General features: G+C 63.1%; 22 protein-coding genes. 7 read left to right on the top strand and 15 right to left on the bottom strand.

What is annotated here, in order from left to right:
* Positions 1–22: 22 nt before the first annotated feature.
* From P3T17_RS32835 to P3T17_RS32795, 9 genes are all read right to left on the bottom strand, one after another.
* Positions 23–676 (bottom strand): HAD family hydrolase, encoded by a 654-nt coding sequence (locus tag P3T17_RS32835; protein ID WP_429410966.1) that lies wholly within the window; start codon positions 674–676, stop codon positions 23–25.
* A gap of 24 nt (positions 677–700) precedes the next feature.
* Positions 701–2,233: a sodium:solute symporter family protein gene (locus tag P3T17_RS32830; RefSeq protein WP_429288994.1), complete on the bottom strand. Its 1,533-nt coding sequence runs from the start codon at positions 2,231–2,233 to the stop codon at positions 701–703.
* Positions 2,226–2,486 carry a hypothetical protein gene (locus P3T17_RS32825; RefSeq protein WP_074268464.1) on the bottom strand — a complete coding sequence of 87 codons (261 nt, stop codon included), beginning with the start codon at positions 2,484–2,486 and terminating at the stop codon, positions 2,226–2,228. The genes P3T17_RS32830 and P3T17_RS32825 overlap by 8 nt, the downstream gene beginning before the upstream one ends.
* Before the next feature lie 272 nt (positions 2,487–2,758).
* Complete coding sequence (locus tag P3T17_RS32820) at positions 2,759–3,694, bottom strand: phosphotransferase (RefSeq protein ID WP_429410964.1); 936 nt, start codon at positions 3,692–3,694, stop codon at positions 2,759–2,761.
* A complete protein-coding gene (locus tag P3T17_RS32815) occupies positions 3,691–4,647 on the bottom strand; it encodes a phosphotransferase (RefSeq protein WP_429410962.1) in 957 nt (318 codons plus the stop codon). Before P3T17_RS32815 ends, P3T17_RS32820 begins: the two co-directional genes overlap by 4 nt.
* 9 nt (positions 4,648–4,656) lie before the next feature.
* Positions 4,657–5,937, bottom strand: coding sequence for a Zn-dependent hydrolase (locus P3T17_RS32810; RefSeq protein ID WP_429410960.1), 1,281 nt, complete (start codon positions 5,935–5,937; stop codon positions 4,657–4,659).
* Entirely contained in the window at positions 5,915–6,673 is a 759-nt protein-coding gene (locus P3T17_RS32805; RefSeq protein ID WP_429410958.1) for a DeoR/GlpR family DNA-binding transcription regulator, read from the bottom strand. Before P3T17_RS32805 ends, P3T17_RS32810 begins: the two co-directional genes overlap by 23 nt.
* Before the next feature lie 89 nt (positions 6,674–6,762).
* Complete coding sequence (locus tag P3T17_RS32800) at positions 6,763–8,196, bottom strand: amidase (protein ID WP_429410956.1); 1,434 nt, start codon at positions 8,194–8,196, stop codon at positions 6,763–6,765.
* A 254-nt stretch (positions 8,197–8,450) separates the two neighbouring features.
* The gene (locus tag P3T17_RS32795; RefSeq protein ID WP_217272842.1) at positions 8,451–9,692 is read right to left on the bottom strand and encodes an ammonium transporter; all 1,242 of its coding nucleotides are present in this window, start codon (positions 9,690–9,692) and stop codon (positions 8,451–8,453) included.
* 355 nt (positions 9,693–10,047) lie between these two features.
* Here P3T17_RS32795 and P3T17_RS32790 point away from each other — a divergent pair, with 355 nt between their 5' ends.
* Positions 10,048–10,617 carry a DUF4865 family protein gene (locus tag P3T17_RS32790; RefSeq protein WP_429410954.1) on the top strand — a complete coding sequence of 190 codons (570 nt, stop codon included), beginning with the start codon at positions 10,048–10,050 and terminating at the stop codon, positions 10,615–10,617.
* Here P3T17_RS32790 and P3T17_RS32785 read toward each other — a convergent pair.
* A complete protein-coding gene (locus P3T17_RS32785; protein WP_429410952.1) occupies positions 10,598–11,182 on the bottom strand; it encodes a TetR/AcrR family transcriptional regulator in 585 nt (194 codons plus the stop codon). The genes P3T17_RS32790 and P3T17_RS32785 overlap by 20 nt on opposite strands.
* A 114-nt stretch (positions 11,183–11,296) precedes the next feature.
* On the opposite strand from P3T17_RS32785, the gene P3T17_RS32780 reads away from it, so the two are divergent.
* Together P3T17_RS32780 and P3T17_RS32775 are read left to right on the top strand one after the other, a co-directional pair.
* Positions 11,297–11,833: a tautomerase family protein gene (locus P3T17_RS32780; RefSeq protein WP_429289002.1), complete on the top strand. Its 537-nt coding sequence runs from the start codon at positions 11,297–11,299 to the stop codon at positions 11,831–11,833.
* An 86-nt stretch (positions 11,834–11,919) separates the two neighbouring features.
* Positions 11,920–12,180, top strand: a complete 261-nt coding sequence (locus tag P3T17_RS32775) for a heme-binding protein (RefSeq protein ID WP_429410949.1) — start codon at positions 11,920–11,922, stop codon at positions 12,178–12,180.
* A gap of 10 nt (positions 12,181–12,190) precedes the next feature.
* Here P3T17_RS32775 and P3T17_RS32770 read toward each other — a convergent pair whose 3' ends face one another.
* Positions 12,191–12,985: a hypothetical protein gene (locus P3T17_RS32770; protein ID WP_429410947.1), complete on the bottom strand. Its 795-nt coding sequence runs from the start codon at positions 12,983–12,985 to the stop codon at positions 12,191–12,193.
* 150 nt (positions 12,986–13,135) lie between these two features.
* Here P3T17_RS32770 and P3T17_RS32765 point away from each other — a divergent pair, with 150 nt between their 5' ends.
* Entirely contained in the window at positions 13,136–15,739 is a 2,604-nt protein-coding gene (locus P3T17_RS32765) for an alpha/beta hydrolase family protein (RefSeq protein ID WP_429410945.1), read from the top strand.
* 92 nt (positions 15,740–15,831) lie between these two features.
* Here P3T17_RS32765 and P3T17_RS32760 read toward each other — a convergent pair whose 3' ends face one another.
* From P3T17_RS32760 to P3T17_RS32750, 3 genes are read right to left on the bottom strand one after another with little or no spacing between them, the layout of a single operon-like run.
* Positions 15,832–16,791, bottom strand: a complete 960-nt coding sequence (locus P3T17_RS32760; RefSeq protein ID WP_429410943.1) for a dimethyl sulfoxide reductase anchor subunit family protein — start codon at positions 16,789–16,791, stop codon at positions 15,832–15,834.
* Positions 16,788–17,648 carry a 4Fe-4S dicluster domain-containing protein gene (locus P3T17_RS32755; RefSeq protein WP_429410941.1) on the bottom strand — a complete coding sequence of 287 codons (861 nt, stop codon included), beginning with the start codon at positions 17,646–17,648 and terminating at the stop codon, positions 16,788–16,790. Before P3T17_RS32755 ends, P3T17_RS32760 begins: the two co-directional genes overlap by 4 nt.
* Before the next feature lie 13 nt (positions 17,649–17,661).
* Complete coding sequence (locus tag P3T17_RS32750; RefSeq protein ID WP_429410939.1) at positions 17,662–20,583, bottom strand: molybdopterin-dependent oxidoreductase; 2,922 nt, start codon at positions 20,581–20,583, stop codon at positions 17,662–17,664.
* Positions 20,584–20,798: 215 nt separating this feature from the next.
* Here P3T17_RS32750 and P3T17_RS32745 point away from each other — a divergent pair, with 215 nt between their 5' ends.
* Both P3T17_RS32745 and P3T17_RS32740 read left to right on the top strand, forming a co-directional pair.
* The gene (locus P3T17_RS32745; protein WP_429410937.1) at positions 20,799–21,716 is read left to right on the top strand and encodes an NAD(P)-dependent oxidoreductase; all 918 of its coding nucleotides are present in this window, start codon (positions 20,799–20,801) and stop codon (positions 21,714–21,716) included.
* 158 nt (positions 21,717–21,874) lie between these two features.
* Positions 21,875–23,173: a tetratricopeptide repeat protein gene (locus tag P3T17_RS32740; protein ID WP_429410935.1), complete on the top strand. Its 1,299-nt coding sequence runs from the start codon at positions 21,875–21,877 to the stop codon at positions 23,171–23,173.
* 37 nt (positions 23,174–23,210) lie between these two features.
* Here the strand turns inward: P3T17_RS32740 and P3T17_RS32735 are convergent, their stop codons facing one another.
* Complete coding sequence (locus P3T17_RS32735) at positions 23,211–23,657, bottom strand: hypothetical protein (protein WP_074268482.1); 447 nt, start codon at positions 23,655–23,657, stop codon at positions 23,211–23,213.
* Positions 23,658–23,920: 263 nt separating this feature from the next.
* Here P3T17_RS32735 and P3T17_RS32730 point away from each other — a divergent pair, with 263 nt between their 5' ends.
* Positions 23,921–24,478: a DUF6622 family protein gene (locus tag P3T17_RS32730; RefSeq protein ID WP_429411052.1), complete on the top strand. Its 558-nt coding sequence runs from the start codon at positions 23,921–23,923 to the stop codon at positions 24,476–24,478.
* Positions 24,479–24,619: the final 141 nt, after the last annotated feature.

The raw sequence follows: 24,619 nt of genomic DNA, 5'->3' as shown, positions 1-24,619 counted from the left end.
TCGGGACGCGACGGCGTACCTCTCACCGCCACGCCAGAATCGGCCACGCCGCTTGCCCTGCGTAAGTCCGCAACGCGGCGTCGGGATTCACCGCGTGTGGCCTCGTCACCTTCTGCAGCAGCGGCAAGTCGTTGCGCGAGTCGGAGTAGAAACTCGCACCGTCGAGGTTTTCGCGGCTGGCGCTCAACCACTCGTCAAGTCGAATGACCTTGCCCTCGCGATAGGTCAGCGTGCCGCGCGTACCGCCCGTGTACGTTCCGTTGTCCGTCGCCAGTTCGATCGCAAGCACCTCGGCGACCCCCAACCGCGCCGCGATCGGGCGCACAAGGTGATCACCGGAGGCGGAGATCACCAGCAGCCTGTCGCCCTGCATGCGGTGCCCGTCGACGGTACGCCGCGCATCGCCATAAATGCGCGGCTCGATGACCTCGTCGACGAATGCCTCGACGAGCAACGCCACCGCGCTGACCGTACGCCCTTTGAGCGGAGCGAGGCTAAAAGCCATGTAATCCTCCATGGCCAGTTTGCCCTCGCTATAGGCGCTCATCAGCGCATCGTTTTCACGCATGAACGAAGCCCGGTCCACCCAGCCGAGCGAGCACATCCGCTCGCTCCACAGGCTCGCGCAGTCACCGTTGATCAGCGTCTCGTCAAGATCGAAAATCGCCAAAGCCATCGAATTGCCTTTGAGTGAATGGATTCAGGTCGTCAGGGATGTCGCAGCAGGAATCGAGACCTTGCCCGTTTCCACCGAGTCGAACAGCGCCTGGATTCGCGCCGCTTCGGCAGCAGACGGTTTCAGCGCCAGCGCAAAGCCGACGAAAACCGCGAAGTTCGCGATCAGGCCGACAATGCCGCTTGTCAGCGAACCGAGCCAGGGCACATCGTCCGGATAGATCGCGGTCAGCACGATTGCAATCGCGATGCCTACCAGCATGCCGGCAATCGCCCCTTGCTTGTTGCCGCGCCGGGAGAATATGCCGAAGAACAATGGTACGGCGAGCTGAATGATGCCCTGATAGGAAATCTGCGCCAGCAGTTGCAGGCGGCTGTAGTCGAACGTCAGATAGGCGAGCACCGCCGCCGCGACGATGAACACGATCATGCCCGCCTTTGCCAGCACCGTCAGTTGACGGTCGCTGCGTGGCCTCGTCCACGTTGCCAGGTCGTTCGCGAACTGGGTGCCGCATACCTGTACGCAGCCGTCCACGTGGCCGATACTCGCCGCCAGCACGATCACGATCGAAATCGCCAGCATCCACGGACCGCCCACGTCGAAGAGCGCCAGGAACCAGCCGTGCTGCGGATCCGCTGCCACCTTGGGGTCGCCGCTCGCGGCAGCCGCGAAGAGCATCAGGATGCAATAGAACCCGCCCACCAGCAGCATTGTCAGCAACGTGCCCTTCTTGACTGCGCGCACACCGCTTGCCGTATAGATGCGCTGGAAACTCATCGGCCAGCACATCGAGCCGATCACGCCCGTGAAAATCAGGCTAAACATGTACCACGGCCCATAAGTCGAGTGCGTGCCGCCTGGAATGATCAACATTTTGGGCGGCAACTGCGACAGGTGGGAGTACGAAGTTTGCGCGCCGGACAGCAGGACCAGACAGAGCGCCGCACACAGCACATAGGCAATCATGCCCTGAAACATGTCGGTCATGATGAGCCCGCGCATGCCCATGCTCACAGTCCAGTACTGGCGAATCAGAACGATGACCACGCCGGCAATCAGGCAGCTCGTCACCGTCCACTGTCCGAAACTCGCGAACTGGAACAGCGTTGCCAGCGCCTGGATGCCCATGACGACCCATGGGAACACCGAGATGATGCCGATCAGCGAAGCAATGCGCTTCACTGCTGGGCTGTTATAGCGCATCCCAAGCAGATCGGGCTGCGTGGTCAGATTAAAGCGCTTGCCCCAGGTCCAGGCGCGATTGGCCATCAGGTACATCGCGGTGACGCCCAGGGTGGCGTACACCATGCCATAGAAACCCAGCACGCCACCCACTGAAAGCGCGAAGAACGCGGTAAACGTCGAACCCGGCCACCACGAGTTCGTATAGCTCATCGCGATGAACCAGGGGCCATAGGACCGGCCGCCGACCGCATAGTCCGAGAAACTGGTGCTTTTGCGATTGGTGGCATAAAGCACTGCGATCATCAGGACGAGAAAGACCCCGATCATCCCGAAGGTAATGTAGAGATCACTACCGCCGCTAAACTTAACCATTTGGATTTCCCTCCTCGGGAAGTTCACCGTTGACGCTCTCAACAATGTAGAGCGCCCACACACCCAGTCCGGCGAGAACAGCGTTGCTCACCCAGTAAAAGATCGGCAACGGAATCCCTGCGACGAGCGCTGCGCTGCCGCTGACGCTCAGGTAGAACGGCGGGAATAACGCCATCGCCAGCAAGAGCAGGAAATACGCGCCGAACACGATCCTTCGCGTCGACCGGGGGTCTACTTTGATAGCGTCTTTCATCGATTCCACCTCCGCACAAGTGACAGATTGACAAGGTGACTGCTGGCATACGGAGGGCGGAGCGTTGCGGTCCTTACTGGTGCGCCCGCACCGCCTTAGTGATTCGTATACCTAACAATTCATGAGATTGGTGCATCCGTAAATCCAGGCTGACTTGAGTGAACAACTGAACTGCCAAAACTGGTGCAACTTCGCAGGTGCTAACGATTTCCAGGCTTCATCCGGGTGCGCTTTCTTCGGCGCGTTGCGAGCGGACGGGTCGCTCTGGCTGGTTACGCCTGTCGCAACCAGAGTTCCCAGCGGGAGTCATGCATGATCGAGCGGGCCCGCATGTGTTTCCAGACACCATATTTGTAGAAGTCGAAGTCGATTTGCGACACCGCGCGCTGGACCATGGCCCACGTGGACCACTTGAGATCCGCTAACGCCTTGTTGACCGCGATCCGCGCCAAAGTCTGCGGCGTCACGCGTCCGAAATACTCCTCGATCAGGGCCAACTCCATGTCCGGTGTGAAAAACATCTCGCCGAACCACAGCGCCAGCTCGTAATGGGGATCGTTGTTCGACGCATACTCGAAGTCGACGAGCCGAACCGCTCGCTGATCGTTCAACATGAAATTGCCGGCGAGCGTGTCGTTCATGCAGGGCTTCAGATCGATTCCTGAGCTTTGCAGCGCCGTGCGTGCGCGCTCGAACTGCCGGCACAGCCAGACATGGTCGGGCGGCGTGGGCGCGCTCAAGGCGGCAACCTGCCGCTGGTGTTCATCGATCATGTCGAACACTGTCTTGGTTTGAATCAATGGCGGCTGGTCGTTGAACGCCTTGAGCGCACGCAGCGCGTTATGGCGTACGTCATGCTCAAGAAAATCGCGGTTCGACGAGGCTTTCCATCCTTCCATGAACTCGAATACCTCAACGCCCAGTCCCTCCAGAAAGGCGAACACCGGCGCACCGTAACCCGTATTGGCGGCCTTGAGACTGGCATCGTGGGCGGTGCGCCGATCGACGAACATCTCGGTGCCCTGCCCCGGCACCTTGACGAAATAGGCCGTCGACGCCCCTTCCACCTCGACCCGCCAATTGGCATTAGAAATGCCGCCGCCCACCGGCGCATAGTCGACCGTCAGGCTGCGCCAGGCAGGAATAGCCTTGAGCGCCGCCTCGATCTGGTGTTCCCCGGCGGTCGTAGCCTGTCCTAACCGCTTCATGATGCGACTCCATGAAGTTGCCGCAGCCAGGCTTCGAAACGTGCGTCCTGCACGCTTTGCCGGCAACGCAGCAGTGTCCATTGTCCGAGCTTGGTGAACTCCACCTGACGCTCCGAGGTGGCGCCAGACCAGCTTGCCGATAGCGTGCAGAGCCAGTCGTCGACCAGTGCGTACAGGCGGCAGCGCGCATAATCGGCCTCCTCGCAGCGGCCCGCCCAAGCCGCGATGCCCGCGCGCCACTCATCTTCGAACTGAAACAGGTCGTTGAGCGTCGTCGCCACGTCGTACCACGGGTCGAAGCACCCGCCGCGGTCGAAGTCGATCAGGCTCAGTTGCCCCTGCGGTCCGATCATGACATTGCTGGCAATGCCATCGCCGTGAATCGGCACATGTTGCGTTTCGCCGGATTGCAAGGCCGCGCAGGCAAGATCGACACACTCATCGAGCCACGCGGCATCTGCAGGCAGCGAGACCTCGTCACGCTCGCACAACGCCCGCAGCCGCTGAATGTCCTCGCGCGGCGAGCGTAGAAAATCAGGCACGGGTCCTCGATGGACCTTGCGCTTGAGCGCCCACAGCGCTTGCAGGCGATCCGGGGCGGTCAGATCATCGACGCGTGCCCATTTCCACCCGGGGCGAGGAAGCGCGTCGAACAATAGGACGCCACGCTGCGCGTCGACGAGCCGCACACCCGGCGCTGCGCCCGCTTCGGCCGCACAGCCGCTGGCCCGCCCGCTGCGCGTGACGTCGATCAGCGGACTCATGTCGTCGTAGAGCACTTTCGCGTAGTAACGCCGATCCCCGGTGCTGACAGTAAAGCCCGCCCACTCCGTTGCCAGACGCATGGGCGAAGCAATCGCAGCGGTGCCCGCTTCAAGCGTAAGCGTGCCTGAGAAGCCAGCCGCGTGCAGAGCCTCGAGTAGTCGCCGCGATTCGGCAGTGTGCGTGTCCACAGCAGTTCCTTAGCGTCGGACGGGTGGTTGGGTGCAGATGCGATACAGCAGCGCGGTCAACACACGCAAGCCGTTTCGCAGATCCTGCTCGGCAGTAAATTCAGCTTCGTTGTGCGATACCCCGTTGCTGCTCGGCACAAAGATCAGGCAGGTGGGATAGACGTGACTCATGCTGATCGCGTCGTGTCCCGCCACCGTCACGCTGTTGCCCACGGGCAGGTCCAACTGGGCCGCGGTATCGTGAGCGAGGTCCGATAATTCACGGTCGAGCTTCAGTGGCGAGCGCAGCCGTTTCTCCTCGACATCGACACGAGTACCCGTCAGTTTCGCGATGTGCTCGAGCGTGAGCTGAAACTGCTCCGCCGTTTCCTGCAGGCGTTCGACCGACTGCGAGCGAAACTCGATCAGCAGTGTGGCCCGCGACGCGACGACATTCGGCGAGTTCGGATACACATCGAGCCGTCCGACTGAACTGTGCATGGCCAATCCATGCGGTTCGGCTGCGGCGCGCACCGCTACGACCGCGTGTGCCGCGGCCAGCAGCGCGTCGCGCCGCTGCGCCATGGGAGTCGGACCCGTATGGTTCTGTTCGCCGTCGAAACGCACCCGCCATTTGAGCGCGGCCCAGGTCTCGCGCACCACGCCGATCGCAAGCTTGCTGCTCTCGAGCCCCGAGCCCTGTTCGACGTGCGTTTCCACATACGCCGCGACACGGATGTCAGGCACCCAGTCGCCGCAATAGCCGATCTTCTCGAGAGCCGCCTGCAACGAAATGTCTCGTTCGTCCCGGCAGGCGAGCGCCTGCCCAAGCGTCATCGCCCCCGTGTAGACGCTGCTGCCGGTCAGACTGGGCTGGAATCGTGCGCCCTCCTCGTTGGTCCAGTTGACCACGCATAAATTGCAGGCGGGCCGTTCGCCGCGCTGGCGGATCTGCCGCGCGAGACTCGCGATCGCCACCGCTGCGGCCAGCACGCCATAGACGCCGTCGAAGCGGCCCGCGCTGGGCTGACTGTCGAGATGCGAGCCGCACAGCACATACGGCGCGTGTTCGTCGAAGGTCAATAGTCCGAAGATATTGCCAACCGCATCGACCCGCACGTCGAAGCCGCGCTCCTTCAGCCAGTTGCAGAAGAGGTCGCGCACGCGGCCGTCCTCTTCCGATGCCGCAAGCCGATGCAGACCGCCACCGGCCGTCGCGCCGATCAACGAGCTTTCCTCGAACAGGGCGGCGAACCCGGCCAGATCCGCCTCGTCCGGAAGCAGCAACTCAGGGGTGGAGAACGTCGACATCGTCGTGCTCCATGTGGGTTGCGAACTCGTCGGATAAAGGGCGATTCGTCACGAGTGTGCTGATCGCGCTGAAGGGCAAAGTATTGATGAAGGTGCGGTGGCCGAACTTGCCGTCGTCCGCGAGAATCACGCTGCGCACGCAATGCTTCACAAGCGCTCTGCGCAGCAGCGCCTCCGATTCTTCGTAGTCCATCAGACCCAGTTCAAGATCGATACCGCCTATTCCCATGAATGCAATGTCGTAGTGAAACTGGCGGGCAAATTCAAGCGTGTGCGGACCGATCAGAGCATTGTCGTTCCGGCGCACATCGCCGGGCGTCACCAGCACCTGGTTGTCGCTCTGGTGCGTCAGAAGCTGGGCGATATCGAGTGAGTTGGTCACCACCTTCAGGTTCGCAAACGACGTCAACCGTTGCGCGAGCGCCAGCGTGGTCGTGCCGGTATCCAGAAACACGGCCATGCCCTCCTGGACGATCTGCATGGCACAACCGGCGAGCGCGACCTTGGCCTGCGTCTTGATGCGATTGCGTACCTGCAGCGGCTGTTCCTCATTGAGCCGCGGCAGAATGGCGCCGCCATGCACGCGGCGCAGTTTCCCCTGACCTTCGAGAAACTTGAAATCACGGCGAATCGTCTCCTCGGATACTCCGAAGGACGTGGCCAGATCAATCGATTTAACGCGCTGCTGCTGACTGAGAAGCCGCACGATTTCATCGAGCCTTGGCTGGTTGAGCATAGTGCAAAGTTTCCGTGGCACCCGATGTGCCGAAAAAGGGTTTGAGTCCAGGCCTACGTCGCGACGCCTCGTGCGGCGTGCGCGACGCTTCAGCCCGAGAGCATGGCGGGCAGTCGTTGGTCCCATGGCGCGATCGCCTCGAAAGCGGCGCAGAACTGCAACACGTCCGCATCCGCGAAGCGTGGCCCGACAACCTGCAAACCAATCGGCAGCCCACTCTTGCTCCAGCCACATGGCAGGTTAGCAGCGGGGTTGCCCGAGAGGTTGAATGGATAAGTAAACGGCGTCCAACGGGCCCAGGGAACCGGGCTGCTATCCGCCGCGGGATATTGAGGCGGTGCGGTGCTGTCGGCGTCGAACGGGAGAATCGGCACCGTCGGCGTAATCAGCAGATCGTACTGTTCGAACAACGTGTGGACCTGACTCGCGAATGCCGCACGTTGCTGCATCGCCGCGAGATAGCTCGCCAGACTGAAGTCTTTCGCACGCTCGATGAGTGCGGCAAAGCCCGGGTCCAGCCGGTCCATCTGCTGTCCCAGCGATTTTCCATAGGCAATGCCGCGTCCGCCTGCCCACAGCGCTTCGAAGACAGGCAGCGGGTCTTGCCAGGGCAACACTTTCTCTTCCACCGTCACGGGCAGTTGCCCGGCGATCAGGCGCACTGCATCGCCCACCGCCTTTGCCACCTGCGTATCGACGGGCGTGCCGAATAGCGTTGGACACCAGGCGAGCCGCAACGGCCGCAGCGGTTCGTCGCAGCGTGCGTAGAACGATTCGGCTGGCGCTGGCAATGCCTGATGATCGAGCGGGTCCGGACCAGAGAGGATGTCGAATAACAGCGCGCTGTCGCGCACCGTGCGGGTAATCGGACCCGCGTGGCTCAGCATTTCGGTGGCCGACCACGGCCAGGTGGGAATGCGTCCGAGCGTGCCCTTCAACGCGAACACGCCGCAAAAGGAGCCTGGAATTCGCACCGAACCGCCGCCATCCGAGCCTAGCGTTGCCGGAACCATCCGGGCAGCGACAGCGATCGCCGAGCCGGAACTCGAACCGCCGCTGGTCAGCGCAGGATTCCATGGATTGCGTCCATTGCCGAATACGCGCGAAATGCTTGAGCCCGTCCAGCCGAACTCGGTGGTCGCGGTCTTGCCGACCATGATGGCGCCGGCCGCCTTGAGTCTTGCGATGATCGGCGCATCCTGTTGCGGTACCTGGTCAAGCGCCGTGAGCGAGCCGCGCGTGGTGCGCAGCCCCTGCGTCGAAAACAGATCCTTGATGCCGAACGGAATGCCGTGCAGCGGACCGCGGAACCGCCCGGCCGCGGCTTCCCCGGTGAGCGTTTCCGCGTAGTCGCGCGCTGCTTCGGTGTAGACGTCGCCAAAGGCGTGCAATGTGGAATTGTGGGTTTTAATGGCTGCGAGGCTTGCCTCCAGCAGCTCGACCGGCGTCAGGGCGCCTGCTCTGATCTGCCTGGCGGCGTCAACCACGCACGGCATGGCGGTCACTTCCGTATCGTCCGACATTAAAACCCCTGGCAGCCAAGTGTTGCAGCGATGGCGCCATTTCCACAAATCAAAAACCGGGTGTCAAGATAAAAATGTTGGAAATGTTGGAAATGTTGTTTTATGCGGGGATGGCTGGAAGGGGTGAAATGGCCGGTGAGCGTTACGCGAAGCGTTGCGGTGAAGTAAAAACAAAAGCGCCGGTAGCGGCCCAATCAGGCCAGATCTACCGGCGCAACTTGCGAGCCTGAGGGAGTCAGGCGAGTCGGTACCGCTCACGCATCCAGATACGCCACCTCGCCATGCAATGCGGTGTCGAGGCCGCGTTGCTCCGCAGCCGCGTCGAGCTTGACCGCCGTCACGCGATCGATCAGCCACAGCATCGCCCACGTGAACACAAAGGCCCACACGCCGGAGACGATCACCGCGACGCACTGCTTGACGAAGAACGCTCCGCCGCCGAGCAACAGACCATCCGCGCCATTGGGATTCCACGCCTTCGACGCAAACACGCCGAGCAGCACCGTGCCGATCAACCCTCCCACGCCGTGCACACCCCATACGTCGAGCGCATCGTCGAGACCAAGGCGGTTTTTGAGCGCAACCGCGTAATAGCAGATCAGACCAGCCGCAATCCCGATCACCGCGGCCGTGCTCAGCGATACATAGCCCGCTGCGGGTGTGATGGTCGCGAGGCCCGCTACTGAGCCGGTCAACAGGCCGACAAACTTGGGTTGCCGCGCGTTGAGCCATTCGATCAGCAGCCACGTGACAGCCGCAAACGATGCTGCAATATCGGTGTTCAGAAAGGACGAAGCCGTGATCGCATCGACACGCAACTCGGAGCCGGCGTTAAAGCCGTACCAGCCGAACCACAGCAGACCCGTGCCCAGTGCGATCAGCGGCACGTTATGCGGCTTGTGCGACATCACATGGCGGCGTCCCACGTACAGCACCGAAGCTAGCGCGGCAAACCCGGCCGTGTTGTGCACCACGATCCCACCGGCGTAGTCGAGCACGCCCCACTTCGCAAACAGTCCTTCCGGACTCCAGACCATGTGCACGAACGGGAAGTACACCAGCACGAGCCAGCCCGTGAGGAACAGAAAATACGCCTTGAAGGTCACGCGATTCGTAAAGGCGCCGGTGATCAGCGCCGGCGTGATGATGGCGAACATCATCTGATACGCGATGTGAACGACGAGCGGAATGCCCGCATCGTTGCCCGTGTACATCGTCTGCAACGTCACACCATGCAGGAATGCATAATAAGTCGGGTCGCCGATGATGCCGTGCCACGTCGGCCCGAAGCACATCGAGTAACCGAACGCGAACCAGAGGACGGTCGTCCATGCAAGCGAAATGAAACTTTGCATCATGATCGACAGCACATTCTTGCGTTCGACCAGACCGCCGTAGAAGAACGCGAGGCCAGGCGTCATGAGCATGACGAGGCTCGCGCACAGCAGCATGAAGGCCGTATTGCCGACGTTGATCGGCAGGGATGCGGGAAGCACAGCTTGTCTCCTTGAATGTCGTCGTGCGAAATGAGCGGGCAAACCTGGGCGGCCGCGTGCCGCAGCCCTTTCATCTCGCGTTTTAGCGGCTGTCGAAAAATAGTCCTCGGCCGGCGGCGGCGCAATACGCGCGAGCGCTATTGCCGGATTCAGCGGGCCGATATGAGCACGCCAGCAGGCGGCTGCGTGAAGATGGACGGGGGGTAAACCACAGTGTCGAATCTGGCGCACAAACGGAAAACACACACAGCTGCGTGATTTCCTTTCGTCATGACAGCTATCTCGCTGCCGGTCTTCACTGCAAGCCCATGCCGGTGCAAACTGGGCACCGTTCCATCACTTTAGGGAGAGCAGCATGTTCGCGATGCAGTATTCACACCGCTTGCCCGCCGACTACGACACGCAGATCATCCGCGAGCGCGCGGCCACGCGCGGCCCGCTTTGGGACGACACAGAAGGCTTGATCTGCAAGGCGTTCGCGCTGCAGGAACGCAACCGCAATGGCGCGACGGGCAACGTCTACGCCTCCGTATACCTTTGGTCGGACCCGGATGCGGCCGTCCGTTTTCTGATGGGTGAGCGTTTCCAGGCGGTCATCGATGCGTTCGGCCGTCCGCAGATCGAGACGTGGTTGCCGCTGGACGCGCGGCGCGGCAGCGCGCAGCAGGCGCTATCGATCTACCGCGAGGAAGGTGCGGTGAGTGCAGCGACGGATCGCAAGGCGTTGCACGCCGCGGAGATCGAACTCAATCGGGAGATCGCGGCCCGTCCCGATACGGTCGCAGTGTGGTCGGCATTCTATCTGGATGCCTGGCGCCTGATCCGCTTCACTGTCTCGTCGGCGCCGGCCGATGCGGCCCGCAGCGGCGACGTCTACGATGTGCTGCACCTTGCCCAGCCGGGAATCAGCCGCCTCCCGCGATGACTTCGACCGCCTGCTGAACCGCGGCGGCAATCTGTTCGCTGGTTGCCTCGGTGGGCACCGCACGGGCCAGCGTGACGCCTCCGGCCAGCAGCGACAGTAGCACCCAGGCACGCGCCTCACGCTCGGCATCCGTGCCTTCCCGCAAACCCGCGGCGACCGCTTTCATCACCCCTTGCAGTTCGGTTTCGTAGGCAGCGCGCGACGCTGGGTCGGCCCGCTCGATTTCCACGGACAGGCTCGGCAGCGTGCAGGCGTCTCCCAGATCGCAAGTCCGCTTGTATCCCATGTAAAACGCAGCAAACGTTCGAAGCCAGCCCTTGCCGTGCTCGGCGCGCAAGCCTTCCACCGCCTGCCGCAGTTCGCGCAACCCCTCTGCCACCGCCGCGCCGAAGGCTTCCGCCTTGGAGCGGAAATGGCCATAGAACGCGCCGTGGGTTACCCCCGCTTCGCGCGCCAGGCCGTCCACGCCGACCCCACCGTAGCCTTGCTTGCGAAACCCGCGTCCAACCGCCTCGACGATCCGGGCACGGCTTTCTTCCTTGTGCCCTCGGGCATAGCGCGCCATCCAGTTCTCCTTTTACATGACGATCGTCACATAATTCTTGATTAAATTACGATCCCAATATAATTTACTGGAGAAGCGCTGGCAACCGCCGGCGTGTTCTCTGAGGAGACTCATATGCCTTTGCTACGCATCACCCACCAACGCGGCGCGTTCACCACTGCGCAGAAAGCCCAGCTTGCCGAGGAACTCACTGCCGCCATCCTCGTGGCGGAAGTCGGCGCAGATACGCCCGCCGGCCGTGCGGTCGCCTATGTGCTGTTCGACGAGGTCGACGCGCGGACCTCGTGGTACGTCGGCGGCAAGCCCGATCTCGATCCGCCCAAAGGCGGCCGCTTTCTCTTCGACGTGGTGTACCCGCTCGGCGCTGCCCGGCAGGTGGACAAAACCGCCTTGCATGGACAGATCAACGCCATCGTTGCCCGCACTCTTGATGTCGACGGCACGTTTCCGCAGCGCGGCGGCGACTGGGTGTTGATCCATGAAGTGCCGGACGGCAACTGGGGTGCGAGCGGGCAGACGATCGGCATTCGAGAGATCAACGAGGTCGCGGGCGGGACGCCGGAGCGCGCCGAATACTTCGAGCCGTTCCTGGCCGCGCAGAGACGCATGCACGAAGCACACGGCTATCCAGAGCAGGCTCAGCGGCCCTGATCGCCCGGAACGCAAATGTCCGTTACCACATAGGCCGGTCCCACCATTCAAAGTGCTTGTCAGTTCTCTAATTAGGATTACAGATCATGCAACTTTCGAATGAACGACCAGACGCAGACCGAGGTGCCCTTCGGCAGGTTGACGCAAGGCGGCGTCATCACCACGCCAACGTAGGCGCCGGATCGACCGAGCTCCTGTTCGTCCCGGGGAGTGTGTTGATCAAAAGCGGCAACGAGGTGCTCGGCGCAATCGGCGTGAGCGGGTCACCGCTCAGCACCGACGACGAACGTTGCGCCGCGGCGGGCACTGCGCAAATACAGACCGCGCTGTCGGGCGCATCGCAGTAGCGGTACCTGCCTACTCCGCCGCCATGGCTTCCGGTGCCTTGGCGGGCACCCGGCTTGCGCGTGTCAAACGCCGGGTGCCCCATTGCACGCACATCGCAAGCAAGGCCCCTTCAGCAAACGTAAGCAGCGGCGCCTGATGCGGCAGCATCCACACTAGGAACAGGCAGAACGCAGCGAAAGCGAAGCGTCCCAACACCATCCCGCGCAGCAACGAAACGACAAAATCCGCGCCATGAGCGCGCTGCGACGATACCGACAGCACGATCCCCAGCAATGGAAACACCGCGAGCAGGCCGCTCCATGTGGGGCCGACGCGCGCCGACACAGACGTCACCAGTAGCGTGAGCGCCATCCCCGCCAGCATGCGACTGATGAGATCGGTGCGCGTCAGCGGCGCGCCGGCTGCAACGGCGACACTGCGCGGCAGAAACGACTGTCCGAACAGCGTGGCCGCCAGCGCAACGCCGAGCGCCCACATTGGCGAGGCGGGCAAGTACGAGAGAGCAGAAGCCGCCGCCAGCCAGGTGAGGAGCCCCGCCGCTAACGCCCACGGCCAGGCACGCGAGCGGCAGGTCCATGCATAGGCAAAATTGAACGCTTCGGAAGCGAGGATGGCGGACAGCGAGAGCGTGGCCGCATGCGCGCCGAATAACGGGCCGTGTGCAAGAACCAGCAGAAAGAGGATCGGGCCCGCTACGACCGGCAGTCCTGCCAGCCAACCCGCGATGGATGGCCCCCACCACTTGCCCGACATCGAGACGATTAACAGAAAAGCGGGGACCAGCGTGAGCTTGAGTGCAAGCATGACGGCATCGGACGGGTATAAAGCCGGATCTTACCAAACGCTTCCGCCAGGGCGCGCGCACGCGGGCCACATTCTCGGCCGCTGGGCATGCAATACTGCGCGTTCCCGTTTCATCGAACGACTTCACCCCCGAAACCTGTTACGCAGACGATGCCCTATCCTTCCGTGATTTTCCGTCTCGCCACGGCCGCGCTGGTCGTGTCGGTTTATGCCCAAAGCGCATTCGCGCAGCAGACCCCAGCAGCAACGATACCGGCCGCGGCACAGCCCGCCGTCTCCGGCTACAGCCAGCCTTCCAAAGCGATCCTCGACGTGATGCTGGCGCCGTCTCTGCCCATGCCAGTCGTGGCGCCGAGTACCGACCGGGCGCTGCTGGTTACCTATCAGGAATATCCGTCCATCGCGCGGGTGGCGACGCCGTACCTGCGTCTCGCAGGCGTGCGCGTCGAACCCGCGAACCGCAGCCGGCACGACACGCCGGGCGGCTACGGCATTCCGGCGTGCGCGACGCACTTCGACCTGGTTCAGTTCGCGGACAGCGTCGCGCGACCGGTCGCGTTGCCGGCAGGCGTCTGCGCGACCCGTCCGCACTGGAGCGTCGACGGCAAGCGCTTCGCGTTCGAAAACGTGACGGCGCATTCAGTCGATCTGTGGGTCGGCGACGGTGTCACGGGCGCGGTTCACCGCATTCCCGGCGTCCAGCTCAACCCGATGTTCGGCGACGAACTGAACTGGATGCCTGACCAGACAACCCTGCTTGTGAAGCTGGTGCCTGCGCACAGCGGGCCGGCGCCCACCGCCGCCGAAGCAGCGGAGAGCCCGAGCATCCAGGAATCCGACGGCCGGCGCGGCCAAAGCAGCACTTACGAGGCACGCGACACGCTGAACAGCGCCAGCGACGAAGCGCAGTTCGACTACTACGCAAGCTCGCAGCTTGCGCTCGTCGACGCCGGCACGGGCAAGGTCACGCCGCTTGGCGCGCCCGCGCTGTATGACGGCCTCGCGCCCGCGCCGGACGGACGTCATCTGCTGGTGACGACGATCCAGCGGCCCTATTCGTACGTGACGACCGCCGAACGCTTTCCGCACGATTACACGGTATGGGACATTTCGAATCGCGCGCACATCGCGACGCGTCTGATCACGTCGCGCCCCCTGGCGGACCGCGTTCCAGTTGCCGGTGTGCCGCTCGGGCCGCGCAGTTTTTCGTGGCGGCCGACCGAACCGGCCACGCTGATCTGGGCCGAAGCGCTCGACGGTGGCGACTGGAACGTCGACGTGCCGGAGCGCGACAAGGTGATGATGCTCAAGGCACCGTTCGACGCGGCGCCGCGTGAAGTGACGCGGCTGCATCAACGCTATGCCGGCGTTGCGTGGACCTCGCAGCCGGATCTCGAACTGCTCTCCGAGTACGACCACAACCGCCATTGGCAACGGACCTTCATGGTCGACGTCGACGCACCGCAGGTGACGCAACATCCGCTGTGGGACATGTCGAGCGACGAGCTATACGCCGATCCCGGCACGCCGGTGACCAAACCACTGCCGAACGGCTTCCGGGTGGTCCGGGTCGAGAACGGCGCGATCTTCCTCGACGGCGACGGCGCGTCGCCGGCCGGCAACCGGCCATTCCTCGACCGGCTCGATCTCACGACGCTCAAGACCGAGCGTCTGTTCCGCAGTGACAAGGCAGCGCTCGAGCGGTTCGTCGCGTTCACCGGCGACGGTACCCAGTCGTTCCTGACGTGGCATCAGACGCCGAACGATCCGCCGAACCTGTTTGTCCGTACTCTCGGAGCCCAGGTCGGCGATGCGCCGGAGGGCGAAGCGCGCTATGCATCGAGCTCGACCGCGCTCACGCACCTCGCCGATCCGACACCGGTCGTGCGCCAGATCAAGAAGCGTCTCGTGAGATATAAGCGTGCGGACGGGCTCGACCTGTCGTTCACGCTGTACACGCCGCCCGGCTATCAGGAGGGCACTCGCGTGCCGGCGATCCTGTACGCCTATCCGCTCGACTACGCCGACGCGGCAACGGCGGGCCAGGTCAGCGGCTCCGAACAGACCTTCACGCGGCTGAGGGACTACCGGTTGATGCTGCTCGCGGGCTACGCGATCATCGACAACGTGTCGTTCCCCGTCATCGGCGACCCGAAGCGCGCCTACGACACCTACAACGAGCAGCTCGTCGCCGACGCCAAGGCTGCCGTCGATGAAGCGGTAAGGCTGGGTGTAGTCGATCCGGACCGCATCGGCGTCACCGGCCACAGTCACGGTGCGCTGATGACCGCCAATCTGCTCGCGCATTCCGATCTGTTCCGCGCAGGCGTGGCGACGAGCGGTTCGTATAACAAGACGTTGACGCCGTTCGGCTTCCAGAACGAGCGACGCTCGGTATGGCAGGCGCAGGATGTCTATCTGAAGGTGTCGCCGTTCTTCTACGCAGACAAGCTGAAGACGCCGCTCCTGATTGTGCATGGCGAGGACGATGCCAATCCGGGCACGACGCCGTTGCAAGCGACGCTGCTGTATGAGGCGCTGCGCGGCAACGGCGGCACGACGCGGCTCGTGATGCTGCCGCACGAGCCACACTGGTACACGGCGCTGGAATCGAACGAGCAGCTCGCGTATGAGATGCAGCGCTGGTTCGATCGCTACGTGAAGAATGCGCCGCCGCGTGCGGCTGCAGCACAGTCTGCCGCTCCGGCAGCGGATGCTTCGGGTGCGAAGGCGGGGGCAACGCGCGCTGAGTGAGGTGGGTTTTTGCCGTCTGCCTGCGATCAAGATCGCAAGCAGACGGTGGAAGACGACGCGGGTTTATTGGAAACCAACGCCTCCCGATACATTCAGGAAGCCTGACGATAATAAAGATTCTGCGGATGGCGTGCTTCCGCGAAGAAGAACCAGCGCTCTGCGACTAGCCCCGCATACTGCACCACGCACGCGGCACACAGCAGCCAGAGCGAATCCGCGATCGACGACACACTGCCGCCAACCGCGATTAGCACCACAGGCACCGCAAACGCCCCCACCAGGAAGGTCCATTTGATACGTTGCAACGTCTGCGGCGTTTTCCCGTGAAAGAACTCGCGCAGATTAAACGCACCTGCCGTGAAGCCGCGCGACTTCTGTACGAGTGTCGGCGACTTGATGCCGGTCGCGCTTTGCACCGTTGATTTGGGTCGCAAGCGCGCATTGCGCATCAGTGCGGCGATGCGACTCGCACAGCCTGCTAGCGTCAGCACAGCCGCACATAGCGCAAGTCCACCGACCAGTGACGGCGCGAGCCAAGCAGCGCTGGCCGTAGCGAATGTAAAGCCCGACGCGCAGCCAAGCAGTACGAAGTTGACCATCGTCAGTGGCGTGGCCCATTCCTGAAGGAAACGCAGGCACGCGTAAATCATCGACGTGCACACGAACAGCACGGCGCTGGACAACACCCCGAGTGCACCGAATTCCAGCGACCACGGCGAGCCAAACCAATGCGCAATACCATACGCAAAGGCGCACGCGAGAAACACCGGCAGCGCCAGACACTCGCGCGAAAGCCATGAAGTACGCCACATCGCAATAGCGCGCCATGCGCGTTCCGGATGACCGAGGTGGAAGAACGAAGCCAGCAATCCCAAGGCGCCAAGCACGACCACCAGCGCTGCACCGAGCACGAAGAACGTCTGGGGCGGCGCATCAGCGGCTGCGATCATCCCAAGCCGCGCGGCCACTTCTACCCCGAACAGCGCAATCAGCAGACCTTGTCCGGCGCCGCTCAGCGTGGTCAGAAACACCACTGAAAATGCGGGCTTCATGCGCCTCTCCCAAGACTCAGAATGTTGAATACGCGGTCCAGCATGCCGGCGACAGGGCCGCGGCGTCCAGCGTGGAGTTGTCCCTGGAGAAGAGGCGCGCCGTCCTCAGCGGAGCTGGCGCGCGCCGCAGCGGAAGAAACAGCAGGTGCGGCAGGAGCAGCAGACGCACTCCCTGCATCCTCAATCGCAGCCTCCGCCACCTCCCCTGACTTGCACGAACACGACTCACCCCCACACCCCGTCGTCTTCTGACGCGGCAAATAATGGTTCGCAGGCTTCGTCTCCCACTCCGGCATCAGCTGATACCCGCCGCGCTCGCGAATCGCCTGCGACACGACCGACTCCGGATCGTGAATATCGCCAAACAGCCGTGCCGAAGTCGGACACGCCAGCACACAAGCCGGCTTCCGATCGCGCTCCGGCAGCGCCTCGTTATGGATACGATCCGCGCACAACGTGCACTTGGTCATCTCCTTGCGCTCTTCATCGAGCTCGCGCGCGCCGTAAGGACACGCCCACGCGCAATATTTGCAGCCGATGCATTTGTCGAAGTCCACCAGCACGAGCCCGTCTTCCTTGCGCTTATAGCTCGCGCCGGTCGGACAGACGGGCACGCACGGCGGGTCCTCGCAGTGCAGACACGATTTCGGAAAATGGATCGTATCGGTGAGCGGAAATTCACCGGCTTCATAGGTCTGCACGCGATTGAAGAACGTACCGGACGGATCGGCATCGTACGGGCGAAAGTCCGCCAGACTGCCGGCCTCGCCGGAGGTGTTCCATTCCTTGCAGCTCGTCACGCACGCGTGACATCCCACGCAGACGTTCAGATCGATTACGAGCGCCATCTGGGTCATTGGATGCTCCTCGTCACTTTTGCTTGCTGGCGCCGCGCAGACGCGCAGCAAACTCGCCGCGGCCGGCGAAGTACGTTTGCACCAGACGATGCAACACGCCTGTGGATCCGGGCAGCTTCTCCATCGGCGCGAATTGCGGCAACGTGTGGTCCGCATCGGCCTCGGCCGGATACACGCGCACTCGCACGTCGTACCAGGCGGCCTGCCCCGTGATCGGATCCGAGTTCGACATGCGGGCATCGCCTGACGTCGCGCCGGGCAATTCGTCGGTGATCAGGTGGTTGAGCAGGAAGCCGCGCTGCGATTCGTTGGCATCGGGCCCAAGGTTCCACGCCCCCGCTGCCTTGCCGATAGCGTTCCAGGTCCACACCGTACCCGGCTCCACTGCCTCGCTATAGCGCGCCATGCAACGCACCTTGCCCCATGGCGATTCCACGTAAATCCAGCCACCGTCTTCGATGCCGTTGCCGCGCGCCATCAACGGATTCATGAACAGATAGTTTTCGCCGTGGATCTGCCGCAACCAGGCGTTCTGGGAATCCCACGAGTGATACATGGCCATCGGACGCTGGGTGACAGCAGCCAGCGGAAACTGAGCACGATCGGTGGCGGCGAGTTCGAGCGGTTCGTACCAGAACGGCAGCGGATCGAAGTAACGCTCGACGCGCGCGCGCAGATGATCGGGCGGCTGACGTCCCGCTCTCTTGCCCTGCGCGGCGAGGCGGAATTTTTGCATCACATCGGAGTACAACTGAATGAGGATAGGCGTGTCGAACTTGCGAAAGCCCTTCTCTACCGACCACTTCAGATACGGTCCGTTGACGCCGCGCATGTATTGCAGCGTCTCGGGCAGCGTGTAGTGATACACGCAGTTGTGACTTGCGTACTGTTCCCACTGGTTCGGATTCGGCTCGCCCACCAGCGCCTTGTCGCCGTCCTTGCCGCGCCAGCCGATCAAAAAACCCACGCCCGAATCCGGCGAGGTCTGGAAGTTAACGACGAAGTCCGGGTAGTCGCGGAACTTGCGCGTACCCTCCTTCGTCGTGAACGCGGGCAGCTTCAGACGGCTCCCCAGCTCGATCAGTACTTCCTGGAACGGCTTGCATTCACCGGTTGGCGGCACCACCGGCACGCGCACCGAATCGACCGGACCGTCGAACTCGGAGATCGGCCGGTCGAGCATGGACATCGCATCGTGGCGCTCCAGATAGGTCGTGTCGGGCAGGATCAGATCGGCGAACGCGGTCATCTCGGACTGGAACGCGTCGCACACCACCAGGAACGGGATCTTGTATTCGCCGTCGTCGCGTTTGTCGACCAGCATCTTGCGGACTTCGACCGTGTTCATCGACGAGTTCCACGCCATGTTGGCCATGAAAATCAGCAGCGTGTCGATCGGGTAAGGATCGCCGCGCCATGCGTTGGTGATCACGCTATGCATCAGCCCGTGCACGGCGAGCGGGTATTCCCATGAGAACGCCTTGTCGATGCGCACGGGTTCGCCGGCCTCATCGATGAACAGATCCTCGGGCGCAGCCGGCCAGCCGAGCGGGCCATTGGCGAGCGGCGTATTCGGCTGTACGGCGTCCGGGCTGTTGGGCGGCTTGGCGGACGGCGGCACCGCGCGCGGATACGGCGACTTGTGACGAAAACCGCCGGGCCGGTCGATCGTCCCCAGCAGGGACATCAGCACCGCCAGCGCACGGATCGACTGAAAGCCGTTTGAATGCGCCGCGAGACCACGCATTGCGTGAAAGGCGATCGGATTGCCCGTTATGGTGTCATGCGTCTCGCCCCAGGCGTCGGTCCACTGGATCGGCAACGTGATCTTGTGATAGCGCGCGGTCTGCGCCATTTCTCGTGCAAGGCGGCGGATGACGCCGGCGGGAATGCCGGTGATCTCCGCAGCCCACTCCGGCGTGCTGTCCGCCACGCGCTCGCGCAGCAAGGCGAACGACGGCGTAACCGGCGTGCCGTCTTCGAGCGTGTAATTGCCGTCAATGGCCGGCTCCGAACCCGGCGTGTGATGTTGCACCGCGCGTTGCGTCTTCAGATCCCACCACAGATGATTTTGCGGGAACAGCGGATTAGCCTCGGGCAGATTCGGATCGCGCACAAAGAGACCAAACGCATCGCCGTCGGCATTCATGTCGAGCAGCTCGGCCGCGTTGGTATAACGCGTGACGAACTCGCGATCGTACGAATCCGTGGCCAACAGTTCGTGGATCAGCGCCATGAACAGAGCGCCGTCCGTGCCGGGGCGGATCGGCACCCACTCATCGGCAATCGCCGCGTAGCCGGTACGGATCGGATTGATGGCGATAAAGCGGCCACCGGCACGCTTGAACTTCGACAGCGCGATTTTCAGTGGATTCGAGTGGTGATCCTCGGCCGTGCCGATCATGAAAAACAGCTTCGCGCTGTCGAGGTCCGGGCCGCCGAACTCCCAGAACGAGCCGCCGATCGTGTAGATCATCCCGGCCGCCATATTGGCCGAGCAGAAGCCGCCGTGCGCCGCGTAGTTCGGCGTGCCGAACTGCCTGGCGAACAGGCCCGTAAGCGCCTGCATCTGGTCGCGGCCGGTAAAGAGCGCGAACTTCTTCGGATCAGTGGCACGCAGATGGGCGAGGCGCTTTTCGAGCACGGCGAACGCCACCTCCCACGAGACCGGCTCGAACTGCGCGCTGCCGCGCTCGGCGCCCGCCTTGCGCATCAACGGCTGGGTCAGACGCGCAGGGGAATACTGCTTCATGATCCCCGACGAACCTTTCGCGCAGATCACCCCCTGGTTGAGCGGATGCTCAGGGTTGCCGTCGATATAGCGCACTTCGCCGTCGCGCAGATGCACGCGGATGCCGCAACGGCAAGCACACATGTAGCACGTCGTGGTTTTGACTTCGAGTGTTTCGTTTTGCGTGCGTGCGTGGTGTTCCATCGATCCCTCCGGGGACTACGTCAGCCTACCCGTGCATCGTAAGACCGTTGGATATAAAAGAAAAATCGCTATTTAATATCCAATGTATCGTGCGCTCCGATAGTTTCCGAGCGTCCCGCAGGCCGCGAGAACGCCGCTGCAGCGCGCCGGCATCGCTGCGATAATGGCTTTCCCAACCCACCCCCAACCCAGCCCCCACTTGAAGGAGCCGCGCAGTGAGTGATTCCGCCGCCTCGTCTTCCAGCGACGCCAAGCGTCGCGTCGCATTTCTCGGCCTCGGCGTCATGGGATATCCCATGGCCGGCCATCTGGCGAAAGCCGGACTCGATGTCACGGTCTATAACCGTACCTTTGCCAAAGCAGAGCAATGGGTCGCCGAACACGGCGGCCGCGCGGCCCGCACGCCGCGCGAAGCCGCCGACGGCGCCGACCTGGTGATGGCGTGCGTCGGCAACGACGACGACCTGCGCAGCGTCACGCTCGGCGATGATGGCGCGTTTGCCGGCATGAAGCGCGGCACGACTTTCGTCGACCATACGACCGCTTCGGCGAATGTGGCGCGGGAGTTATCCGCCGTCGCCACGAAACAGGGCCTGCAGTTTATCGATGCGCCCGTGTCGGGCGGCCAGGCCGGTGCCCAGAAAGGCACGCTGACCATCATGTGCGGTGGCGAGAAGGCCGCGTTCGAGCCGGCTGCCGTCACGCTCAAGCATTACGGTGCAGCGGTGACGCTGATCGGTCCCGTCGGCGCAGGTCAACTGGCGAAAATGGTCAATCAGATCTGCATTGCCGGCCTGGTGCAAGGTTTGTCCGAGGCAATCAATTTCGGCGAGTGCTCCGGTCTCGACATGCCGCTCGTGCTGGAAGTTATCGGCAAGGGTGCGGCAGCAAGCTGGCAGATGGACAACCGCGGCAAGACGATGATCGAAGGCAAGTTCGACTACGGCTTTGCGGTGGACTGGATGCGCAAGGATCTCGGCTTCTGCCTCGATGAGGCGAAACGCAACGGCGCCGCGTTGCCGGTCACGGCATTGGTCGACCAGTTCTACGGCGACGTGCAGGGTCTCGGCGGCAACCGTTTCGATACCTCGAGTCTGATTTGGCGCCTGCGGCAACTCAAGCGGGCTGACTAAGATAGCGTAATGCGGCTTGACGGCCGCGTCAGTTGCATTACGGGCTTCTCTTGCGCCACCATAACGGCTGGCGCAAGTGGCCAGCGCGCTGCGCAACACATTGAGCGGGCCATCTGAGAGACCATGCTCGTCAGGATCGGGCGCAACCCACCTCGCTTATGAACCAGCCTGCGCAAGAGGTTCCCAAGGTCGGCAACCAGCTTGTCGAGGCCGCGCTCGACGCCCAGCAGCAAGGCGACTTCGCAGGCGCCGAGCGTCTCTACCGCCAGGCGCTCGAAGCCGACCGCCATAACGGTATCGCCCACAACAACCTGGCGAACCTCCTCCGCACATCCGGACGTTTCACTGACGCAGTGGATCACTACCGGCACGCACTCGAAGCGATGCCGGATAGCGCGCCGATCCGCTCGAATCTGGCCGACACGCTGGAAACCCTGCAACGCTACGACGAAGCCGAGGCCGAACATCGCCGCGCGCTCGAACTGCAGCCCGATTACGCCGAAGCTCGCTACAACTATGCGCTTCTGCTGCTCGCCGCCGGCCGATATGCCGAAGGCTGGCCGTACTACGAAGCACGCTCAGAGGTCTTCCACGAGCACGGCGAATTGCCGTTTCCGCGCTGGCATGGCGAAGACCTGCAAGGCAAGACGTTGTTGCTGTTGCCCGAGCAAGGCTACGGGGACACCATCCAGTTCGTGCGCTACGCAAGCCTGCTGAAGACGCGCGGGCTGGCGAAGCTTTCGGTGATCTGCAAGCCAGCGCTTGCGCCGCTGCTACGCACGGTGCAGGGCATCGATGCGCTGATTTGCAACCCGCAAGGTCTGCACCTGCACGACTACTGGGATTCGCTGCTGAGCCTGCCCTGCCGCTTCGGCACGACGCTCGAGTCGATCCCGGCCCGGATTCCGTATGTCGGCGTCTTTGCCAACCGTCTCGAGTCGTGGCGTCAGCGTCTGCCGAACGACGGCGTCCGCATCGGACTCGTGTGGAAGGGCAACCCCGAGCATGAGAACGATGCGAACCGCTCCGTACCTCACTTCTCTGCGTTACAGCCGCTGTGGTCCGTGCCCGGCGTGCGCTTTGTCAGCCTGCAGGTGGGCGGCGCGGAGACCGAGGCGCGGGAATGCGCGGCACAACAGCCGGCCCTGTGTCTCGGCGACGAGATTCACGATTTCGGCGATACCGCCGCCATCATCGGACAACTCAATCTGGTGATCTGCGTCGATACCGCCGTCGCCCATCTGGCGGGCGCGCTCGGCGTCGCGTGCTGGGTGATGCTGCCGCACCGGGGCATCGACTGGCGCTGGCAGCGGGCAGGTATGCGCTCGCCTTGGTATCCCAAGGACCTGTATCTGTTCCGTCAAGGCGAAGCGGGGTGGCGAGGCGTAATCGGCGACGTGCGCAACGCGCTGGCCGACATCCTGTGCGACGCGCCAAAACCGGACGCGGGCCGCTAACGCCGTCCGGGAACGGAACCCGTTTCGGCCCACCCTTTCAGTTCGTCTTGCACAGCACGGCTGTCATGATCAGCGGCATGACTTCATGCACCACCGCGTCGCTGCCGGCATCCTGCAGGTGGGTTTTGACAGACTCGCTGGACCCGAAGACGACCACCCCATACAGCGAGCCGGCCATCGCCTGGCCGCTGCCCTTGTGAAACAGCTCGTCGTTCTGATCGTAGCCGAGTACCGCGTAGACACGGAAACCGAACGCCGTCAGCTGGCTGCCGCGAGTCGGACGGAACGCGTTGACGGAGTTGGCTTCCACGTGCATCGGTTGCGCTTCGATGAACTGGTCGCTTTGCAGCGAAGTAATGAAGGCGTGCGCGTTCGAGCTGCAGTCCAGCTGCGCATCGAGCTCGTGCGCGGCCGAGGGGATCGCATAGAGTACTGCGCCAGCCGCAGCCAGCACCCCAAGCGCGTTGGGAAAGCACATTCTCATGGTGATGCAACCCCTATCCTGGCAGTATGCGGCGTGGGGAGCCAGTTCCCAACGTAGGGCCTTTGCTCCGCTCCTTCTGTACGGCACCCATCAATGCAGATTACGTAGGCTTTCAACGACGCATCACGGCGCGCTGTCCTTGCCCGTTTGTACGCGTGGCCGGTTCACCCCCCCCAGCCGCTCGCGCCGCAACTGGAGCATTTCGCGCCGTCGTTGGCCATTTTGTCGCAAACCGCTCGAACGTGGCGGCCACCTGACCGAACATCCGTGTCATCGAATCCCTCGATATAGACACGGAGTCCGCCGCCATGTTCACTACCATCGTTCTAGAGACGCCTCACTGGGTCTGGGGCGTGCTTGCCGCCCTGATCGTCATGGGTTTCAAGCAGACCGTCCCGCGCCGCCGGTCGCTGCGCAGCGCCACCGCCTTGCCGCTGGTGATGGTGGTGCTGTCGCTCTATGGTGTTGCGTCAGCTTTTTCCAGCCAGCCGCTGGCGCTGCTGGCCTGGGCCACCGGCGTCGCCGCCACTCTGGCACTTTCACAGGGCTTGCGGGTGTGGAACGGGATTCGCTGGCTGGAGCCGGAGCGCAGCGTGCTGATGCCCGGCAGCTGGCTGCCGCTCGGACTGTTGCTGGGGCTGTTCCTGTTCAAGTATTCGGTTGGCTTCACGCTCGCGACCGACCATGCCCTTGCCGCCGACGCCGGTGTCGCCGGCTTCGTGGGCCTCGTGTATGGCGCGTTTAGCGGCGTCTTCCTCGCCCGCGCGCTCGAGGTCTGGCGCGCGGTTCGCCAGGCGTTGCCGCGCGACACGGTTTATTGATGCATCCACCCACGCAATCGTCGACGCGCGGACGATCTGGCGCACCCACGGACCAGCTACAATCCGCTGCTCGTGGCACCGCGCCAACGCGCGGGCCTCCAACCTGCTCGCCATCTCGCGCGGCGAGCAACTGAACCCGGA

The sequence above is a fragment of the Paraburkholderia sp. GAS82 genome (genome assembly GCF_050436285.1).
Taxonomy (GTDB): Bacteria; Pseudomonadota; Gammaproteobacteria; order Burkholderiales; family Burkholderiaceae; genus Paraburkholderia; species Paraburkholderia phenazinium_B.
The sequence above is the reverse complement of the archived record's forward strand: the minus strand, read 5'-3'. Positions and strand labels throughout refer to the sequence as shown.

What these genes read in the sequence shown, in the direction of transcription:
- P3T17_RS32755 (WP_429410941.1), bottom strand. Translation starts at nt 17,648, where the DNA reads ATGACCCAGATGGCGCTCGTAATCGATCTGAACGTCTGCGTGGGATGT.
- P3T17_RS32835 (WP_429410966.1), bottom strand. Translation starts at nt 676, where the DNA reads ATGGCTTTGGCGATTTTCGATCTTGACGAGACGCTGATCAACGGTGAC.
- P3T17_RS32765 (WP_429410945.1), top strand. Translation starts at nt 13,136, where the DNA reads ATGCCCTATCCTTCCGTGATTTTCCGTCTCGCCACGGCCGCGCTGGTC.
- P3T17_RS32790 (WP_429410954.1), top strand. Translation starts at nt 10,048, where the DNA reads ATGTTCGCGATGCAGTATTCACACCGCTTGCCCGCCGACTACGACACG.
- P3T17_RS32735 (WP_074268482.1), bottom strand. Translation starts at nt 23,657, where the DNA reads ATGAGAATGTGCTTTCCCAACGCGCTTGGGGTGCTGGCTGCGGCTGGC.
- P3T17_RS32820 (WP_429410964.1), bottom strand. Translation starts at nt 3,694, where the DNA reads ATGAAGCGGTTAGGACAGGCTACGACCGCCGGGGAACACCAGATCGAG.
- P3T17_RS32740 (WP_429410935.1), top strand. Translation starts at nt 21,875, where the DNA reads ATGAACCAGCCTGCGCAAGAGGTTCCCAAGGTCGGCAACCAGCTTGTC.
- P3T17_RS32800 (WP_429410956.1), bottom strand. Translation starts at nt 8,196, where the DNA reads ATGTCGGACGATACGGAAGTGACCGCCATGCCGTGCGTGGTTGACGCC.
- P3T17_RS32805 (WP_429410958.1), bottom strand. Translation starts at nt 6,673, where the DNA reads ATGCTCAACCAGCCAAGGCTCGATGAAATCGTGCGGCTTCTCAGTCAG.
- P3T17_RS32770 (WP_429410947.1), bottom strand. Translation starts at nt 12,985, where the DNA reads ATGCTTGCACTCAAGCTCACGCTGGTCCCCGCTTTTCTGTTAATCGTC.
- P3T17_RS32830 (WP_429288994.1), bottom strand. Translation starts at nt 2,233, where the DNA reads ATGGTTAAGTTTAGCGGCGGTAGTGATCTCTACATTACCTTCGGGATG.
- P3T17_RS32750 (WP_429410939.1), bottom strand. Translation starts at nt 20,583, where the DNA reads ATGGAACACCACGCACGCACGCAAAACGAAACACTCGAAGTCAAAACC.
- P3T17_RS32775 (WP_429410949.1), top strand. Translation starts at nt 11,920, where the DNA reads ATGCAACTTTCGAATGAACGACCAGACGCAGACCGAGGTGCCCTTCGG.
- P3T17_RS32785 (WP_429410952.1), bottom strand. Translation starts at nt 11,182, where the DNA reads ATGGCGCGCTATGCCCGAGGGCACAAGGAAGAAAGCCGTGCCCGGATC.
- P3T17_RS32760 (WP_429410943.1), bottom strand. Translation starts at nt 16,791, where the DNA reads ATGAAGCCCGCATTTTCAGTGGTGTTTCTGACCACGCTGAGCGGCGCC.
- P3T17_RS32810 (WP_429410960.1), bottom strand. Translation starts at nt 5,937, where the DNA reads ATGTCGACGTTCTCCACCCCTGAGTTGCTGCTTCCGGACGAGGCGGAT.
- P3T17_RS32780 (WP_429289002.1), top strand. Translation starts at nt 11,297, where the DNA reads ATGCCTTTGCTACGCATCACCCACCAACGCGGCGCGTTCACCACTGCG.
- P3T17_RS32825 (WP_074268464.1), bottom strand. Translation starts at nt 2,486, where the DNA reads ATGAAAGACGCTATCAAAGTAGACCCCCGGTCGACGCGAAGGATCGTG.